We start from the raw sequence: 15452 nt of genomic DNA on the forward strand, positions 1-15452 counted from the left end.
GTGCGGCCCGCCCTCCAGCCTTGCGATGGGGGCAAGATCGATCGAACGCGAAGATCAATACATCGGCACCGCGCGCGCCGCCGAAGCCCGCGTGCCGGGCGCAGGCGCCTGCCGGCGGCCCGCCTGCGGCAACTCCTCCAGGCGATAGCCGTGGTTATACACCGTGGAAATCAGCATACCGTTCTTGGAACGCAACTGCAGCGTATTGCGCAGCTTGCTCACGTAGGTGGCCAGGGTCGCGTCGTACTTGCGATCGTTCTCGCCCCAGATCTTTTCGCACAATTGCTCCTTGGTCACCACGCAACCCACATGGCGGAAGAAGTACATGGCCAGCTGGAATTCGCGCGCCGACAGATTCACCAGTTTCTGTCCGTCCACGCCGTCCACCAATACGCTGCGCGCATCGGCATCGAGCGTATAGCGCCCCACTCTGAGCTTTCTCTCGCGCAGCGCGTCCGGATAATACTTGCGCGCCTGCGCCCGGATGCGGGCGACCAGTTCCGCCTCGCGGGCCGGCTTGACCAGGTAATCGTCCGCACCGCTGTCCAGGCCCTGCACGATGCTGCCTTCGTCGTCGTGCTGGGTAAGCATGATGATCGGCACGCCGGCGTGCGCACGGGTGGCACGGGCCCACTTGAGCACCTCGATACCGCACTTGCCGGGCACGTCCCAATCCAGCAGCAGCATGTCCGCCGGTTGCTGCTCGAGCATGGTCACGAAGCTGTTGCCTTCGTGGCGGATCACGCTTTCGTAGCCGGCCCGGTGCAACCAGTTGGCGACCGAGTGGGCCTGTTTCACGGTGTCTTCGAGAATGGCGATACGCAAGGTCGTGTCCTCAAGGAGTTGAAGAGAAACCTCCGGACGGCGGAGTCGCTATCCGGCACGCAAGAATCGTAATAATACGAGTCGGCCACAGACATAAGACCCAGCCTAAAATCTCAACAGATTGTTGAGAAAACCGTGAATTGGCGCCGTTCCCTGGGATTGATAGCCCATGACCAGGCGTTTCGGTGACAGTATTTAGGACTGGTCTTAGACACGATTACCCCTTCCCCCGGTCCTATCCTCGCTCCTCAAAGCCGGGCCCATCCATGTGCTCGCGCGCGCCAGTGCAGAGAGGGAGAGAAGGAAAAGCTTGCAGCAGCGCTGCCTGACCGGTGGCAATGACAAAGCACGCGCGGTCCATTCCAGCGCAGAACGACCTCAGCCCAACGTACCCACGATGCTTACTTCCCTGGTTTCCGGAATTTCGTTGTACGACAGCACATGCAAGCCTGACGCGAACAAGCGCGCATAGCGAGCGAGGATCGGGCGCAGGCGCGGGATCACCAGCAACAACGGCGATGCGCCCTGCTGCTTGAGCTGCTCGCGCACCGCCGGCATGTTGAGCTGCAATTGGGCCAGCACATTGGGATCGATGGGATAGCTGTCCAGCACCATGCGGCCGCCGGCCTGTTCGGCGCGACTCAGGTCGCCCAGCAGCAAGCGCTCCAGCTCCGGAGTCAGGCTGAAGCCCTTCACTTCCGGTTGCGCACCGGCGATCGATGCCACGATCTGGCGGCGCAGCGCGCAACGCACTTCCGCTACCAGCAATACCGGCTCCTTGGTGGCCTCGGAGGCTTCCACCAGGGTAGCGGCAATCGATTCGATATCCTTCAGCGATACCTGCTCGGTAAGCAGCAAGCGGAATACCTTGCGCAGCTGGCTATGCGTCATGCACTTGCCCAGCGCCTCGCTCAACGCGGGCGCCAAGGCCTTCAGGCGCTCCAGCATCGCGGTGACGTTGTCGTAGCTGAAAAGCTCCGGCAGATGATCTTGCACGACCTTGGATACATGCGTGGCGATCACCGTGGCACCATCGACCACCTGGTATCCCAAGCCGAGCGCATGGGCCTTTTCGCCGGGCTCGATCCAGGTCACGCGCATGCCATAGGCCGGATCGACGCCTGGTACGCCATCGAGTTCGCCGTACACGGAAGGCGACGGGATCGCCATCAGGCGATCGGCATGCACCTGCGCCTGCGCTACCACGGTGCCGCTGAGGATGATGGAATATTGCGAAGGCGGCTGGCCCAGGTCATCGCGCGCGCCGATCGGCGGCACCAGAAAACCCAGCGTTTCGGAAAGGCTCTGGCGCATGCCGCGCAGGCGCTTGGTCAGCGCGGCGCCCTGCGCTTCGTCGATCAGGCCCACCAGCTTGTAACCCAGCGACACGGCCACCGGCTCGACATACGGCAAGCTGCTCCAATCCAGGGTGGGCTGGCTCGGCGCCAGCAACGCCGCCTCGACGTCGCGCGTAGCCTGGTCTTCGGCCACCGGTTGTTGGCGCTGCATGCGCCAGCCGACAAACCCCAGCAGCGCGGCGAATCCCAGGAAGGTCAGCGCCGGCATGCCCGGCAGCAGCGCCAGCAGGAACAGCAGGCCCGCGGCGCCGAACATCACATTCGGCGATGCCAGCAACTGCCGGCTCAATTGCTGTTCGAAATCCCCGTCCGCGCTGATGCGCGTGACGATGATCGCCGCGGCCGCCGACAGCAGCAGCGCGGGAATCTGCGCCACCAGGCCGTCGCCGATGGTAAGCAAGCCGAACAGATGGAAGGCTTCGGCCGCGCTCAGGTCGTACATGGTCATGCCGATGGTCACGCCGCCGAGCATGTTGATGATCAACACCAGGATGCCGGCGATGGCGTCGCCACGCACGAACTTCGACGCGCCGTCCATCGCACCGTAGAAATCCGCCTCGGTGGACACTTCGGCGCGGCGCCGCTGCGCCTGTTCCTGGGTGATCAGGCCGGCATTGAGATCGGCATCGATCGCCATCTGCTTGCCCGGCAACGCATCCAGGGTGAAACGCGCCGATACCTCGGAAATGCGCTCGGCACCCTTGGTGACCACCACGAAGTTGATGATCATCAGAATGACGAACACCACCAGGCCGACCACGAAGTTGCTGCCGATCACCACGTTGCCGAATGCTTCGACCACATGGCCGGCGGCGTCGGTGCCGTTATGGCCGTTGAGCAACACCGCCCGCGTGGAGGCCACGTTGAGCATCAGGCGCATCAGCGTGGCGCCCAGGATCACGGTCGGGAAGGCCGAGAAATCCAGCGGCTTCTTGACCGTGACGCTGACCAGGATCACCACGATCGCCAACGCGATGTTGAACGTGAACAGCACGTCCAGCAGCATCGGCGGCAGCGGCAGGATCAACATGCCCAGGATGATCAACAAGGCGATGGGCGCGGCGAATTTCTGCCGGCGCAGGCCGGCGACGAAAGCAGTCATGATATTCATGGCGGATGCGGATCGGACAACGTTTGGGGAATGTCGAAATCACCGGGCAGCGTCGGCGCAAGCGCGCGCTGCCCCTGGCGGAAAGCTTTGATCTGCAGCACGTAGGTCAGCACCTGCGCCACCGCGCGATACAGCGCCGCGGGAATCTGCTGGTTGACCTGGCTGCTGTGGTAGATGGCGCGCGCCAGCGGCGGCAGCTCCAGAATCTCCACCTTGTGTTCGCGCGCCACCTGGCGGATGAACAACGCGGTTTCCTCGATGCCCTTGGCCAGCACGTAGGGGGCCTGCGCCCTGGCTTCGTCGTATTTCAGGGCGACGGCATAGTGCGTGGGATTGACCACCACCACGTCCGCGTCGGGCACGGCCTTGCGGATGCTCCGCCGCGCCAGCTGCCGCTGCAACTGGCGGATGCGGCTCTTCACTTCCGGCCGGCCCTCGTTGTTCTTGTGCTCTTCCTTGATGTCCTGCTTGCTCATGCGCTGCTCGCGCATGTACAGCAGCCGCTGCATGGGCAGGTCGATCAGCGAAAACAGGATCAGTATCGCGCTCAGCACCAGCACCGAGTCCACCAGCAAGGTAGCCCCGCCGCGCAGGGCGTCGGCCAACGGCGCGCCCTGCAGGCGCACGAAAGCGTTGACGTTGGCCGCGCACAGGTACCACAGCACCGTACCGATCGCCGCCGCCTTCAGCACGGTCGCCGCCAGTTGCACGTAATGCTTGGCCGAGACCAGGCGCTTGAGGTTGGCGATCGGGTTGAGCTTGCCGAACTTCGGCATGAGATTCTTCGGTGCGAAGACCCAGCCGCCCGGCACCAGCGACGCCGCGACCACGCCCAGCGGCACCGCCAGCAATGGCAGCACCATCTTCGCTATCAGCACCAGGATGCTGGGAAACATCAGCGAACTGGCATTCTGCACGCCATCCAGGCCGGCGCCGTCGAAACGCGCCAGCGATAGCGCGAATACGCGCCGGAAATCGCCCAGCCAGCTTGGCATCATCACGATCAGGATCTTGAGCGCGACGAACAAGCCCACTGCCGTCCCCACGTCGCGGGAGCGCGCGACCTGTCCCTCTTCCCGCGCCTTGCGCAGTTTTTGCGGGGTGGCTTTCTCGGTCTTGTCGCCGGCGGATGCCTGACTCATGCCTTGGCCCCCCGTGCGGCGAGGCTGTCGAGCAGGTCGAGCACGTGCGTCATCATGCGGCCGAAATGTTCCGGCACCGCCGGCAACAGCGCCGTGACCAGCAACAAGCCGAACACCGTGGTGATCGAAAAGCCCAGCGAAAACAGATTGAGCGTGGGCGCCACGCGATTGAGGAAACCCATGCCCATCTGCACCACCAGGATGGCGAACACCACCGGCAAGGCCATCATCAGCGCGACCGCGAACACCCAGCCCACGCCGTGGGCCATGCGTTGCAGCGAGGCCGCATCCAGCCCGGTGCCGCCGACCGGCCAGATCTGGAAACTGCGCGCCAGCACCTGCGTCACCACCAGATGACCGTCCATCGAAAAGAACAGCAGCACGAACAAGACGTACAGCAGGCTGGACATCGCATCGCTAGGCGCGCCGTTGACCGGATCATTCATCATCGCCATCGACAGACCCATCTGCGAAGAAATCATCGTGCCCAGCACCATCAGCCCGGACAGCACCAGATGGAAGGCAAATCCGAGCAGGCCGCCGATCATGACCTGCTCGGCCATCAAGGCCACGCCCGGCAACGACACCGGATCCACGGCGGGCATGGCCGGCATCGCCGGCTGCGACACCACCGCCAGCGCCAGCGCGATCAGCGCGCGCCCGCGCATCGGGATCATCGCCTCGCCCAGGATCGGCGCGGCGGCGAATGCCGCGGCGAAACGGCAGAACGGCCAGATCACGGCCGCGACCAACGCTGGCAATTGCTGCATCAGCGCTTCCATGCCGGGCCTCAACCCACCAGCTGCGAAGCGCGCTGGAAAATATTCACGGTGTACTGCATCAGCTTGTCGCTGACCCAATAGCCGGACAAGCCGATCGCCACCAGCGTCACCAGCAGGCGCGGCAGGAAGCTCATGGTCTGCTCGTTGATCTGCGTGGCGGCCTGGAACAGGCTCACCAACACGCCCACGATCAGGCCCGGGGTAATCAGCACCATCACGATCAGCATGACCAGGCGCAAGGCGTCGATGGCAATGTCCGCAGCGATATCCGGCGTCATGGCTAGAAACCCTTCACGCTGCTGATCAGCGTACTGACGGTGAGCGACCAGCCATCGACCAGCACGAACAGCAGTAATTTGAGTGGCAGCGATATCACCAGTGGCGACAGCATCATCATGCCCATCGCCATCAGGATCGAGGCCACGATGATGTCGATCAGCAGGAACGGGATGAACAGCATGCAGCCGATCTGGAACGCGGTTTTCAATTCGCTGAGCAGGAACGCGGAAAGCTTGACCACGAAGGCATGCTCCATCGGATCCTGCACTTCCGGCGCGTGCGCCAGTTTGGCGATCTGCGCCAGCGTGGCCTTGTTGGTCTGCGCCAGCATGAATTTCGACAACGGATGTTCCGCCGTGCGCAATGCCTCCTGCATGCTGATGCGATCCTGGTCGTAAGGCACCACCGCCTTGTCCCAGATTTCCTGCGCCACCGGACGCATGGTCAGCATGGTCAGCACCAGCGCCACGCCGGTGATGATCCGTTGCGGCAAGCCCTGCTGCAGGCCGAGACCCTGGCGCAGCAGGGACAACACGATGGTGTAGCGCAGGAAACTGGTCATGGTCAGCAACAGCGCGGGCACCAGCCCGAGCAGCGTCATCAGGATCAGGATCTGCGTCTTGACCGTAAACGGCTTGTCGCCGGCACCCTCGATGGTCACGGCCAGCGGTTCGGCCAGTGCCGGCTGCGCGATCAACAATCCGGGCACCAGCACTGCCAGAGTCATCCAGACGCCTTTGCGCAGCCAGCGATTCATGAGGCCAATGCTCCGAGATCGTCCAGCTCGACGATCTTCAAGCCGTAGTTCTCGCCGGAGACGACTACTTCGGCACGGCCGATCTGCGTACCGTTCACCTTGATCGCCAGCGGCTCGCCCGCCAGTCGATCCAGCTCGACGACCGAGCCGTTCTCCAGCGCGGCCAAATCCGATAGCGGCAACGTGGCCGCGCCCACTTCCAGCGTGAGCCGAACCGGAATCTTGCGCAGCATGCGCATGGCATTCCGGCGCGGCGGCGCGGATACCGCGGCGTCTTCGAGGCCAAGCTCGTCGAAATTGAGGTCCAGGTCTTCCACGTTTTCCATGCTCATAAAGGGTTACTCGAGGTTTTCAAAGCGGGTGAGGCACAGCGAACCGCCGTGCTCGACGATGGTGGCTTGGAACAGGCGCGTGTCGCCGACCAGCACCTCGGCGGTATCCGGCAAGCGCACCGGCATCACATCGCCGGGCGCCAGGCGCATCACGTCATCCAGCAGGATTTCCTTGGTCAGCATGCGGGCCGACAACGTGATCGGCAGGCGCGCGGGCAGTGGCGTTTCGGTCTTGGCAGTTGGCGTCGCGACCGCGCGGCGCGGCACGGCGCTGGCGAAAATCAGGCTCAGCCATGCATCGTCCAGCGCGATTTCCAGCAGGCCGGTCAGGCCCAGGGCGCGCTCCTGGATCTCGACCCGGATCACGCGGTCGCCGATCTCCGGCGTGCGCAACGGCTCGGGCGTAAAACCGCCATCGCTCGATGGCGTTACGCAAGCACGCAACACATCCAGCAAAGCCAGGCTGGTCGCCGCGCCAAAACGCTGCTCGGTCTCGGTCTCCGGCATGCGTTCGTCAATCGTGCTTTTGTCGCCGTAGTGATAACCCAGCATCGCCAGCAACAATCGGCGGTCCAGCCGCACCGCCAGCGCACCGGCCGGCGTGGTGTAGGCACGCCATGCGGCATCGCCCTGCCCCGTCACATAGGAACCGATGGCAACCTGCGCCACGGCGAACGATGCGCGATGACGATGATTGAAACGGCCACTCAAATGACGCGACAGCTGGCGGCCAAGGCGCTGGTTGAAGGCGTCCAGCAAATGAAAGGGCCGGCCGAGCGTGCACGGATCCAGCACGATATGCTGGCGAGCGGCGATGGAGGTGGAGGAACGCTGAGACATCGACAGGTGGCCTGTTCGTTGACGCGATAGGCCGCCATTCTCGGCGCGGGCACCGGGTCGGGTAAGCAATCTCAAGCCAATCTAAATGGGCGGCCGCATCGCTCGCGCCCTCTCCCCTTTGGGGAGAGGAAGAACAGCACGCCGCGCTCTCGCTCCCCTCTCCCCTTCGGGGAGAGGGCTGGGGTGAGGGGACAACCTCGCGGGAAAGGGTGGCGTGCATGCATGCTCCGCCCATCCTTCGCGCAGGTACCGGCCCCTCACGTCGATCCTCTCCCCGAAGGGGAGAGGAAGAACGGCACGCGATGCTTTTTTCCTCTCTTCTTCAGGGAGGAAGAAAAGTAAAAAAGCCGACCCCGAGGGGCCGGCTTTTCCTTCCATGGAACCATCAACACGCTGGAAAAAACCTTCCATGGAACCCTTGCTTGCCGATTACTGGATCAGCGACAGCACCATCTGGTTCATGCTGCTGGCCTGCTTGAGCATCGCCGTGCTGGCCTGCAGCAGGATCTGCTGCGAGGACATGTTCGCGCTTTCCGACGCATAGTCCACGTCCATGATGCGGCCTTCCGCGTCAGTCGTGTTGCCTACCATGTTCGCCAGGTTGTTGTTCGTGTGTTCCAGGCGGTTCTGCACCGCGCCCAGCGCGGAACGAAGCGTACCCACCGCGTCAAGCGCCTCGCCGATCTTGTCGATCATGCTGTTCGCGTCGGAACCATCGGCGATTTCCGTTCCCGCGCTAGCGGGCGGAGTATCACTGTAGCTCGCGCTCAATGCTTGCAGCTTGGTGTCCAAGCTGGACAGGTTCGTGGACACGTCCAGATCCAGCTGCTCCGCGCTGCTTGCGCCGATCTGGAAGGTCACCTTGTCTTTCAGTACGCCGTCGGTGGAATCGAGCAGTTTCTGGCCGCCGTAGGACGTGCGGCTGACGATGTTGTACAGCTCCGCGCCCAGCGCGTCGAACTCGGCTTGCAGCGCGCCGCGGTCGTCCTCGTTCGAGGAGCCATCGGCGGCCTGCGTGGCAAGGTCCTTCATGCGCAGCATGATGTTGGTCACNTCGCCCAAGGCGCCTTCGGCCGTCTGCAGCATCGAGGTAGCGTTCTGGGTGTTCTGCATCGCGACCTTCATGCCGCTGGTCTGCGCGTTCAGGCGCGTGGCGATCTGCAGGCCGGCCGCGTCGTCCTTGGCCGAATTGATGCGGTAGCCGGTGCCCAGGCGGGTCATCGAGGTGGAAAGCTTCGACTGCGTGGTGGCCAGGTTCTTCTGGATCGACAGCGCCGAAGTATTGGTGTGCAAGCTCAACATGATCGTTTTTCCTCTAAGGGAGTAGATGTATTCGATTAGGGGTTAATGCGACCGTGCTGGTCACAGGGATATAAAACGACCATCGATGGAAAACTTTAAGCGCCATGGAAAAAATTTTCACTTCCATCGACTTTTTTTATGTCGCGTAAAAACAGCGCGCGGATACGACGAAGCCCGACAAACTATGCAAGTGTTTGCCGGGCTTCGTCGTGTCGTAGTTACGCCGCCAAAGTGCAACGTAGCTGGTTATACCGCGCCCTTGGCGAAGCGATCAGGAAAAGCGGCGGCTCAGCCGCCCGCGCGCGTCATGCGCTCGACCTGGCGCGCGACCTTCACCAGCTTTTCTTCGTAAGCGGTATCGGTGGCATAACCGCCCTGCTTCAGGCCCCGGCTGAAAGCGTGCGCATCATTGCCGGCGTTCAACGCCGCCGCATAACGCGGATTGTCTTTCAACAAGCTGGCGTAGTCATTGAACGCGCCGGCGTAATTGGTGTAAGCGCGAAAGCGCTGCGGCAACCGTACTTGCTTGCCATCGATGTGTTCGGTCGTCATCGTGTTGACCGATGCACCGCTCCAGCTGGCGCCAGCCTTGATGCCGAACAGGTTATAGACGCTGCGCCCGTTCGACGCCACCGGCTGCAAGCCCCAGTTGGATTCCAGCGCCGCGTGCGCGGCGATGATGTGCGGCGAGGTGCCCAGCTGCGCGCCGGCACGTTCCGCCCACGGCCCGATCTCGTTGAGAAAAGCCAAACGCTGCGCTTCGCTTGCGGTTGCACCGTCACCAGCGGAGCGCTCGACCGATGCCGAACGGTGGTCCGCCAGATACGTGGCCAGCCACGCGCTGCTGCCGGCATCGAGCTGCGAGGGCAACGAACCGACCGCCAGTGTTGCTGGCGATGACGAGGCAAAGCCGTTTTCGATGGTGTCGCGAATGTCCGCCTGCAGCGCGCCAAAAGCCGATGAAAAGCCGCCCGCACTATCGGCGGGGCGGCCCAGCGGCAACGCGATATCGTCGAAACCCTGGTCGACGCCGAACGGCGAGGATTCAACCCGGAGCATAAGTGTGACGCTCCCCAAGCAGTAAGCGTTGCATGGTGTCGTGCTGGCAGGCCAGCAGCTGTCCGTTGCGCAAGGTCAAGGCCTTGCATTGCGTGGCCAGGCGCTTGAGTTCCGCGCAACGCTTTTCCAGCGCCAGCTGCGCCAGCCTGCTACGCGCGGCCGGCAAGCGGCGCACCTGCGCGTTGGCGGCGGCCAGCCGCTGGGAAAGATCCCGCTGGCCCCGTTCGAGCCGGCTCACTTCGCGGGCGATGGCATCGCTGACGCGCGCGAGCGAAGCGGTGTCCAGTTGCCTGGCCGTCTGGAATTGCTCATCGAGCATGCCGGACAGCTTGCGGTAGGCGTTCACCTCGCTATCGAGATCTTCGAGCGCGCGCTTGAGCATGGCTTTTACCTTTTGCCGCCGTGCACGGACATGATCAGGCCCGCGACCCGGTCGGCATCGAAGCGGATTTCGCCGCGCTGCATCGCGGCCTTGATGTCCGCCACGCGGCTGACGTCGAAATCGGGGGCCGCCTGGCGCACGGCATCTTGGGCGAGCCGCAGGGCCGCGAGATCGTGCTCCGCGCGGATGCTGTTCGGCGCGGACGTGGAAACAGGCGCCGGAGCTGCCGCCTCGGCCGCCTTGGCGGCGATGCTGGGGATGGCGGTCGGGTTGAAGGTGGACGTGATTTGCATGAGGGTTACCTTGCCTGCCTGGCGTTCGTGTCGTTGAGAGAAGAACTCGCTATATCCCGACAAGACGACCGGTTGCGATACTTTTTTAAATCCGTCGTGTTTGCATCATGCATCTTCAGCCGCCCCGCCATCGCGCGACTGGACGGCATCGACGCCTTCGATCAGCGGCGTCACCGACTGCGGCGCGCCGAACATCTGCTCGATCATCTTCGCGCGCTCGCGCGTCAGCACCAGGAACTCGATCCGGCGGTTCATCGCGCCATGCGGATCGTCGGTATCCATCGGCGCGCGATCGGCCATGCCGACCACCTGCAACAGATGGCTGATCGGCATGCCACCCTGCATCAGGCTGGTGCGCGCCGCCATCGCGCGCTCGCCGGAAAGATGCCAGTTGGAGCGCACGGCCGGGTTGCGGAACGGCACCGCATCGGTATGTCCGACCACCAGCAGCGAATTGCCGACCTGGGCGAACAACTGGCCCATGCGCTGCATCAGCTGGTCGAAGCGCTGGTCCGGCACGGCACTGCCGAATTCGAAGATGCCGCGCCGATGCGTGTCGTGCAGGATCACGCGCAGGCCCGTGGGCGTGACCACGGCTTGCAGGTTGTTCTCCAGATTGGCTTCGCGGCCAAGCCTTTCCACCGTGGCCGCGAGCTTTTTCAAATCCTCTCTGGTCTCGTACTGGCGTGGCGCGGCGTCGTCACCGCTGTCCTGCGCAAGGGCGGCGTCCGCCAGCGGCTCGACCACGGCGGGCGGCACCGGGCGTGCGGAATCGCCATCGAAAATGCCGGTCCCACCATCGTAGACAACACTGACGCCGAACTTGCGCCGCACTTCTTCCTCGTCGCGCGCACCCAGCACCCAAAGCACCAGGAACAGGCACAGCAAGGCAAGGCAGAAGTCGGCGAACGCCACTTTCCAGTTGCCGCCATGGTCTTCATGCTGTGCGCGTCGGGAAACTTTCTTGACGATGGTTTCCTCGTGGCGACGGCTGCTCTTGGGAGTCACCGCGCTCACGCCGGCGCTCCGCCCAGCTGGCGGATCCAGCCTTCCATCTGCACGAAGCTGGGCTTGCTGCTGAGCGGCACCAGGCGGCGTCCCGCGTCAACCGCCAGCAACGGCGGCTTGCCGCCGGCATAGGCCACCAGCACCACTTTCACGCATTCCAGTTCCGATACTTCGTTCTTCACCACCTGCTGGATCATGTTGCTAAGCGGATCGAGCACGCCGTAGCACATGAATACGCCCAGGAAGGTGCCGACCATGGCCGCGCCTACCTTGTGCGCGATGATGCCGGCAGTGGCGCCGTCGGCCACGCTGTTCATCGCCATGACCACGCCGAGCACGGCGGCGATGATGCCGAAGCCGGGCATGGCATCGGAAATCTTGCGCAACGACCTGGACGGCTGCTCCAGATCGCCGTGGATCGCCTGCAGCTCCTGGTCCAGTACGCCCTCCAGTTCGTGCGCGCTGATCTTGCCCATCGCCATCAGGCGGAAGTTGTCGACGATGAACGCCAGCAGCTTGGGCGATGCAAGCACCATCGGATAGCGCTGGAACAATTGGCTTTCGTAGGGCGACTCGACATGCGCGTCGAGCGCCTTCAGGTCGCGGCCCACCTGTAGCAATTCGTACATCAGCATCAACAGCTGACGCTCGAATTCCAGCTTGGCGCCGGGCTTGCCGACGGTGACGATCTTGCGCAGCTGGCCCAGCAATTCACTTAGCACATGGGCCGGGTTGCCCAGCACCAGCGCGCCGAGCGCAGCGCCGAGGATGATGAGGATCTCGATCGGCTGCCACAGCACGTCGAAGCTGCCGCCCATGAACAGGAAGCCGCCGAAGACGCAGGCCACTACGATGAAAATGCCGATTATCTGCTGCATGGTTGGTTTTCCTTCTGGGATGCGTCAATCGCGCATCAGCACCGCTCGCATCTTGCCGAGCGCACTCTTGTTGATCTGGCAGATCCGCGCCGCGGTCAGGTCGAGCACTTCCGCGATCTGGCTCAGGTTCAATTCGTATTCGTAATACAACTGGATCACTTGCTGTTCGCGCGCATCCAGCGCCCGCAGCGCCGCGGCGATGCTGGCCTGATTGACCACTGCCTGTTCCGGCCCCGCCTGCACGCCAGCCACCTCGCCGTGCTTGGCGAAAATCTCGTCGAAGCTGGCGAAGGCCTGCGCGTTGTCGGCCAGTTCCAGCTGGTCGTGTTCCTCCGGCGAGATGCCCAGGACACCGCACAACTCGCTTCGGCTCGGTTCGCGCCCCAACTTGCGGCGCAGCTCGCGTTCGGCCTGGCGCAACTTGTGCGCGGATTGCCGCGTGCTGCGCGGACGCCAGTCGAGGCGACGCAGTTCGTCCAGCATCGCCCCGCGCACGCGCAGCGAGGCGTAGCCGCCGAAGCCATCGTCCGGCTCGCCGTAGCGGCGCAGCGCCTCGAGCAGGCCGATCAGGCCGATCTGTTCCATGTCCTCGATGTCGAGCACGCCACCCGCCTGCGAGGCCAGGCTGCGCGCGACCCGCTTGACCAGCGGCGTATAGGTCAGGAGCCAGCGCTGTTCCTCGGCCCTGCTCATCGCCTGGCCGGCACGCTGCACGTTGCCGTAACCGCAGCCGCCGGATGGCGCGACGGCGCTATCCGCCATGTTGTCGACGTAACTGTCCATACCGGCAGCGGCCTTATTCGAGCATCTGCTTGTCGACTTGCACGCTGTAGAACGGCACCGCGCCCGTTCCGCCGTAGACCTCGACATAGGCCTTCTGCAACACGGAAGAAAGCTGGTCCACGTCCATGCCGCGGATATCTTCCACGCTGAAGCCCGAAAGCGCGTGGTACGCCGTACTGCGCAGCAGCGGCAGTTGTTCCTTTACCTGCTTTTCTTTTTTGGCGTCGGTCTGGAATACCAGGTCCAACGCCAGATAATGCGCGCGCGCCGCATTCGGCGTGTGCAACATGACGATCAGCTTGTCGAGCGTCACGAAACGCGAATCGGCGCTCGCCACGGCATGGTTTCCGTCGGAGGCGACGCCCGTGGTGTTGCCTTTATCGGACTTGGCAAACGGTCCGGTACCGTCCAGCCACGCGGTGGCTACGCCACCGGCGGCCAGCGCCGCCACTATGCCCAGTATTGCTACCTTGGTTTTCATGTTCGATATCCTCTTGTTTCGGCGACGCGCTTCCACGCCATGTCAAAGGCTTCGTCGGATGAATCGGTGGCCCAGGCCCGGCCTGGCGCCTGCCGATGAGGCGCTTCGCGGTCGTGATCCGGTTGCGGCTGTCCGCCACGGCCACCGTGTTCGGCGTTGCGGCCGTGGTGGATTTGCACTGTCACATCGTTGAACTGGCGATTGCTTAATTCCTGCCGCAGGCCATCGCCGATCGCCTGCAACTGCTGCGCCACTTCGGCGCGGCTGGCGCTGATATGCACGTGCAACGCGCCGGCTTCATGCCGGAGTTCGATGCGCACGCTGCCGGACAAATGCGGGTCCAGGCGGATTACCGCCTGCTGCGTGCCCTGTGCGGCTTGCATGCTGATGCGCTCGCCCAGCGCACCAAGCAGCTTTTGCTCCGGCGCCATGGTGGCGGGCGGCGCATGTGCCTTCGCGGCCGCGCTTTCCGAGACCGTTGGAAAAGCCGTGAAGGAAGCCAGCGGCAACGGCTCCGCAGCCGCGCGCACGTTGACCGTGGACGGCAGCGAAGCGGTCCGTTCAGTGCCGTCGCGCGTCGGAGACACCGCACGTGAAAGCACCGCACGCACCGCGCCATCCGCGTTTGGCCGTGCCATGGAAGTTTCTGCGAATGCAGGCGCCATCGACGCGGGTGCGAACGACGCCAACGATAGATGGCGGTCGTCGGCGAGAGCCAACTGCTGCGGCGTCGCGGCTTTGGCTTGCACCTGCGGATCAACGTTACCAGGCTCCGCAACACGCTCGCATGCGTCGCCCTCGTTACCGCCCGGCAGGTCGAGCATGGGGCCGGATGGCTGCGCCGCCGCCGTGGTGAACGGAATGTCGGCCGGTGTCACTGGAAAGATGACCGACGCATCGTTCGGCGTGCATGCATCGGCCTGCTCCCATTCCCGGCCGATGGCTTGCTCTTCTTGAGCACCTGCGGCCGGCGCCGGCGTTTCCGGCGACGTATCGCCCAGCCGTTCGCCGAGCAGGAAGGCGTGCATGTCCTGCCATGTCGGGGCGTCGGCAGACGGTGGCGCCATGGCCGGCTTGGCGCTGTCCTGCCGGACTGCCACGGGCAACGCGCCGGTGCGGGCGAATGAAAGATTCACAGGTCCGCGCCTTCCGACATGTCGCCGTGCAGCGCGTAAGCGACCCGTGCCGAGCGATTCCGGTTGAAATCGGTCATCTCGTCGGCAAGTTGGCGCCGCTCTTGCGCGATGAGCGCCAAGGTGGCGCGCATTTCCGCCCTTACGCTATCCAGCGCGCGGTATTCGGCGGCCTGCCAATGGGCATGCGCGGCCAGCTTGCTGGCCAGTGCGCGCAGGTCGCGATCTTCCTTCGCTACGGCTTGCCAATCGCGCACGGCGGTGGCTTCGCGCAACCGTGCGGCACCCAGGTTCAAGCGGCTGGAAACAGGCGTGTGTTTCATGCGCTGCGGTCCTCGACCTTCTGCCAGGCATCGCGCAAGGTGGTGACGAGGCCGATGACCTCCTCCACCATGCCGGTGTCGAGCTGGCAGCCCGCCTGGTTCAAACGTGCCGTGCAGTAATCGTAGAGACGTCCCAGTTGCGTCACGGCTTCGCCGCCCAGCTCGAAATCGAGCGAGCTGGTCAGCGCCGCGAACATGTCGATGCACTTGTTGATGCTGCGGCCCTTCTCCTCATAGCGCAGGTGCTCAATGTGGGCGCGCACGCGCACCATCTCGTCGAGCAAGCCGTTCATCAGTACCAGCACCAGTTGCACCGGCGAGGCGCCGGCGACCTGGGTATTGAGGCTGGCGCTACGGTATTGGCCGTAACCCATAGGGTCCATG

General features: G+C 63.8%; 19 protein-coding genes. All 19 read right to left on the reverse strand.

The features are described from left to right. Positions 1-54: 54 nt before the first annotated feature. Positions 55-825: a response regulator transcription factor gene (locus ISP15_RS09165; RefSeq protein WP_404546959.1), complete on the reverse strand. Its 771-nt coding sequence runs from the start codon at positions 823-825 to the stop codon at positions 55-57. Between the two features lie 378 nt (positions 826-1203). Then, positions 1204-3294, reverse strand: coding sequence for a flagellar biosynthesis protein FlhA (locus ISP15_RS09170; RefSeq protein WP_404546960.1), 2091 nt, complete (start codon positions 3292-3294; stop codon positions 1204-1206). Next, a complete protein-coding gene (gene flhB / locus ISP15_RS09175) occupies positions 3291-4436 on the reverse strand; it encodes a flagellar biosynthesis protein FlhB (RefSeq protein ID WP_404546961.1) in 1146 nt (381 codons plus the stop codon). The genes ISP15_RS09170 and flhB overlap by 4 nt, the downstream gene beginning before the upstream one ends. Beyond that, positions 4433-5206, reverse strand: coding sequence for a flagellar biosynthetic protein FliR (gene fliR / locus ISP15_RS09180; protein ID WP_404546962.1), 774 nt, complete (start codon positions 5204-5206; stop codon positions 4433-4435). The genes flhB and fliR overlap by 4 nt, the downstream gene beginning before the upstream one ends. Before the next feature lie 20 nt (positions 5207-5226). Beyond that, positions 5227-5496, reverse strand: a complete 270-nt coding sequence (locus ISP15_RS09185) for a flagellar biosynthetic protein FliQ (protein ID WP_404546963.1) — start codon at positions 5494-5496, stop codon at positions 5227-5229. Positions 5497-5498: 2 nt separating this feature from the next. After that, positions 5499-6254 carry a flagellar type III secretion system pore protein FliP gene (fliP, locus tag ISP15_RS09190; RefSeq protein WP_404546964.1) on the reverse strand — a complete coding sequence of 252 codons (756 nt, stop codon included), beginning with the start codon at positions 6252-6254 and terminating at the stop codon, positions 5499-5501. Next, entirely contained in the window at positions 6251-6586 is a 336-nt protein-coding gene (gene fliN / locus ISP15_RS09195) for a flagellar motor switch protein FliN (protein WP_404546965.1), read from the reverse strand. The genes fliP and fliN overlap by 4 nt, the downstream gene beginning before the upstream one ends. 6 nt (positions 6587-6592) lie before the next feature. Beyond that, on the reverse strand, positions 6593-7426 hold the full coding sequence (locus ISP15_RS09200; RefSeq protein ID WP_404546966.1) for a FliM/FliN family flagellar motor C-terminal domain-containing protein: 834 nt from the start codon (positions 7424-7426) through the stop codon (positions 6593-6595). A gap of 429 nt (positions 7427-7855) precedes the next feature. Further along, positions 7856-8728: a flagellin N-terminal helical domain-containing protein gene (locus ISP15_RS09205; RefSeq protein WP_404546967.1), complete on the reverse strand. Its 873-nt coding sequence runs from the start codon at positions 8726-8728 to the stop codon at positions 7856-7858. A gap of 288 nt (positions 8729-9016) precedes the next feature. Then, positions 9017-9787, reverse strand: a complete 771-nt coding sequence (locus tag ISP15_RS09210; RefSeq protein ID WP_404546968.1) for a glycoside hydrolase family 73 protein — start codon at positions 9785-9787, stop codon at positions 9017-9019. Further along, positions 9774-10169, reverse strand: coding sequence for a hypothetical protein (locus ISP15_RS09215; protein ID WP_404546969.1), 396 nt, complete (start codon positions 10167-10169; stop codon positions 9774-9776). Before ISP15_RS09215 ends, ISP15_RS09210 begins: the two co-directional genes overlap by 14 nt. Before the next feature lie 5 nt (positions 10170-10174). Then, positions 10175-10462 carry a flagellar biosynthesis anti-sigma factor FlgM gene (gene flgM / locus ISP15_RS09220; RefSeq protein ID WP_404546970.1) on the reverse strand — a complete coding sequence of 96 codons (288 nt, stop codon included), beginning with the start codon at positions 10460-10462 and terminating at the stop codon, positions 10175-10177. A 105-nt stretch (positions 10463-10567) separates the two neighbouring features. Continuing rightward, positions 10568-11479 (reverse strand): flagellar motor protein MotB, encoded by a 912-nt coding sequence (locus tag ISP15_RS09225; protein ID WP_404546971.1) that lies wholly within the window; start codon positions 11477-11479, stop codon positions 10568-10570. Then, complete coding sequence (gene motA, locus ISP15_RS09230) at positions 11476-12348, reverse strand: flagellar motor stator protein MotA (RefSeq protein WP_404546972.1); 873 nt, start codon at positions 12346-12348, stop codon at positions 11476-11478. The genes ISP15_RS09225 and motA overlap by 4 nt, the downstream gene beginning before the upstream one ends. 24 nt (positions 12349-12372) lie before the next feature. Beyond that, positions 12373-13131, reverse strand: coding sequence for a FliA/WhiG family RNA polymerase sigma factor (locus tag ISP15_RS09235; protein WP_404546973.1), 759 nt, complete (start codon positions 13129-13131; stop codon positions 12373-12375). Positions 13132-13144: 13 nt separating this feature from the next. Next, positions 13145-13612 carry a flagellar basal body-associated FliL family protein gene (locus tag ISP15_RS09240; protein ID WP_404546974.1) on the reverse strand — a complete coding sequence of 156 codons (468 nt, stop codon included), beginning with the start codon at positions 13610-13612 and terminating at the stop codon, positions 13145-13147. After that, positions 13609-14748: a flagellar hook-length control protein FliK gene (locus tag ISP15_RS09245; RefSeq protein WP_404546975.1), complete on the reverse strand. Its 1140-nt coding sequence runs from the start codon at positions 14746-14748 to the stop codon at positions 13609-13611. Before ISP15_RS09245 ends, ISP15_RS09240 begins: the two co-directional genes overlap by 4 nt. Beyond that, the gene (locus ISP15_RS09250; RefSeq protein WP_404546976.1) at positions 14745-15068 is read right to left on the reverse strand and encodes a hypothetical protein; all 324 of its coding nucleotides are present in this window, start codon (positions 15066-15068) and stop codon (positions 14745-14747) included. Before ISP15_RS09250 ends, ISP15_RS09245 begins: the two co-directional genes overlap by 4 nt. Further along, entirely contained in the window at positions 15065-15451 is a 387-nt protein-coding gene (gene fliS / locus ISP15_RS09255; RefSeq protein WP_404546977.1) for a flagellar export chaperone FliS, read from the reverse strand. The genes ISP15_RS09250 and fliS overlap by 4 nt, the downstream gene beginning before the upstream one ends. Position 15452: the final 1 nt, after the last annotated feature.

This window comes from Dyella jejuensis (assembly GCF_044904675.1).
Classification (GTDB): Bacteria; Pseudomonadota; Gammaproteobacteria; order Xanthomonadales; family Rhodanobacteraceae; genus Dyella_B; species Dyella_B jejuensis.

Bases quoted from the DNA above. Each gene is read 5' to 3' on its own strand.
- fliP (WP_404546964.1), bottom strand. From the start codon at position 6,254: ATGAATCGCTGGCTGCGCAAAGGCGTCTGGATGACTCTGGCAGTGCTG.
- ISP15_RS09200 (WP_404546966.1), bottom strand. From the start codon at position 7,426: ATGTCTCAGCGTTCCTCCACCTCCATCGCCGCTCGCCAGCATATCGTG.
- ISP15_RS09170 (WP_404546960.1), bottom strand. From the start codon at position 3,294: ATGAATATCATGACTGCTTTCGTCGCCGGCCTGCGCCGGCAGAAATTC.
- fliN (WP_404546965.1), bottom strand. From the start codon at position 6,586: ATGAGCATGGAAAACGTGGAAGACCTGGACCTCAATTTCGACGAGCTT.
- fliR (WP_404546962.1), bottom strand. From the start codon at position 5,206: ATGCAGCAATTGCCAGCGTTGGTCGCGGCCGTGATCTGGCCGTTCTGC.
- fliS (WP_404546977.1), bottom strand. From the start codon at position 15,451: ATGGACCCTATGGGTTACGGCCAATACCGTAGCGCCAGCCTCAATACC.
- flhB (WP_404546961.1), bottom strand. From the start codon at position 4,436: ATGAGTCAGGCATCCGCCGGCGACAAGACCGAGAAAGCCACCCCGCAA.
- ISP15_RS09240 (WP_404546974.1), bottom strand. From the start codon at position 13,612: ATGAAAACCAAGGTAGCAATACTGGGCATAGTGGCGGCGCTGGCCGCC.
- ISP15_RS09235 (WP_404546973.1), bottom strand. From the start codon at position 13,131: ATGGACAGTTACGTCGACAACATGGCGGATAGCGCCGTCGCGCCATCC.
- ISP15_RS09250 (WP_404546976.1), bottom strand. From the start codon at position 15,068: ATGAAACACACGCCTGTTTCCAGCCGCTTGAACCTGGGTGCCGCACGG.
- ISP15_RS09215 (WP_404546969.1), bottom strand. From the start codon at position 10,169: ATGCTCAAGCGCGCGCTCGAAGATCTCGATAGCGAGGTGAACGCCTAC.
- flgM (WP_404546970.1), bottom strand. From the start codon at position 10,462: ATGCAAATCACGTCCACCTTCAACCCGACCGCCATCCCCAGCATCGCC.
- ISP15_RS09185 (WP_404546963.1), bottom strand. From the start codon at position 5,496: ATGACGCCGGATATCGCTGCGGACATTGCCATCGACGCCTTGCGCCTG.
- motA (WP_404546972.1), bottom strand. From the start codon at position 12,348: ATGCAGCAGATAATCGGCATTTTCATCGTAGTGGCCTGCGTCTTCGGC.
- ISP15_RS09210 (WP_404546968.1), bottom strand. From the start codon at position 9,787: ATGCTCCGGGTTGAATCCTCGCCGTTCGGCGTCGACCAGGGTTTCGAC.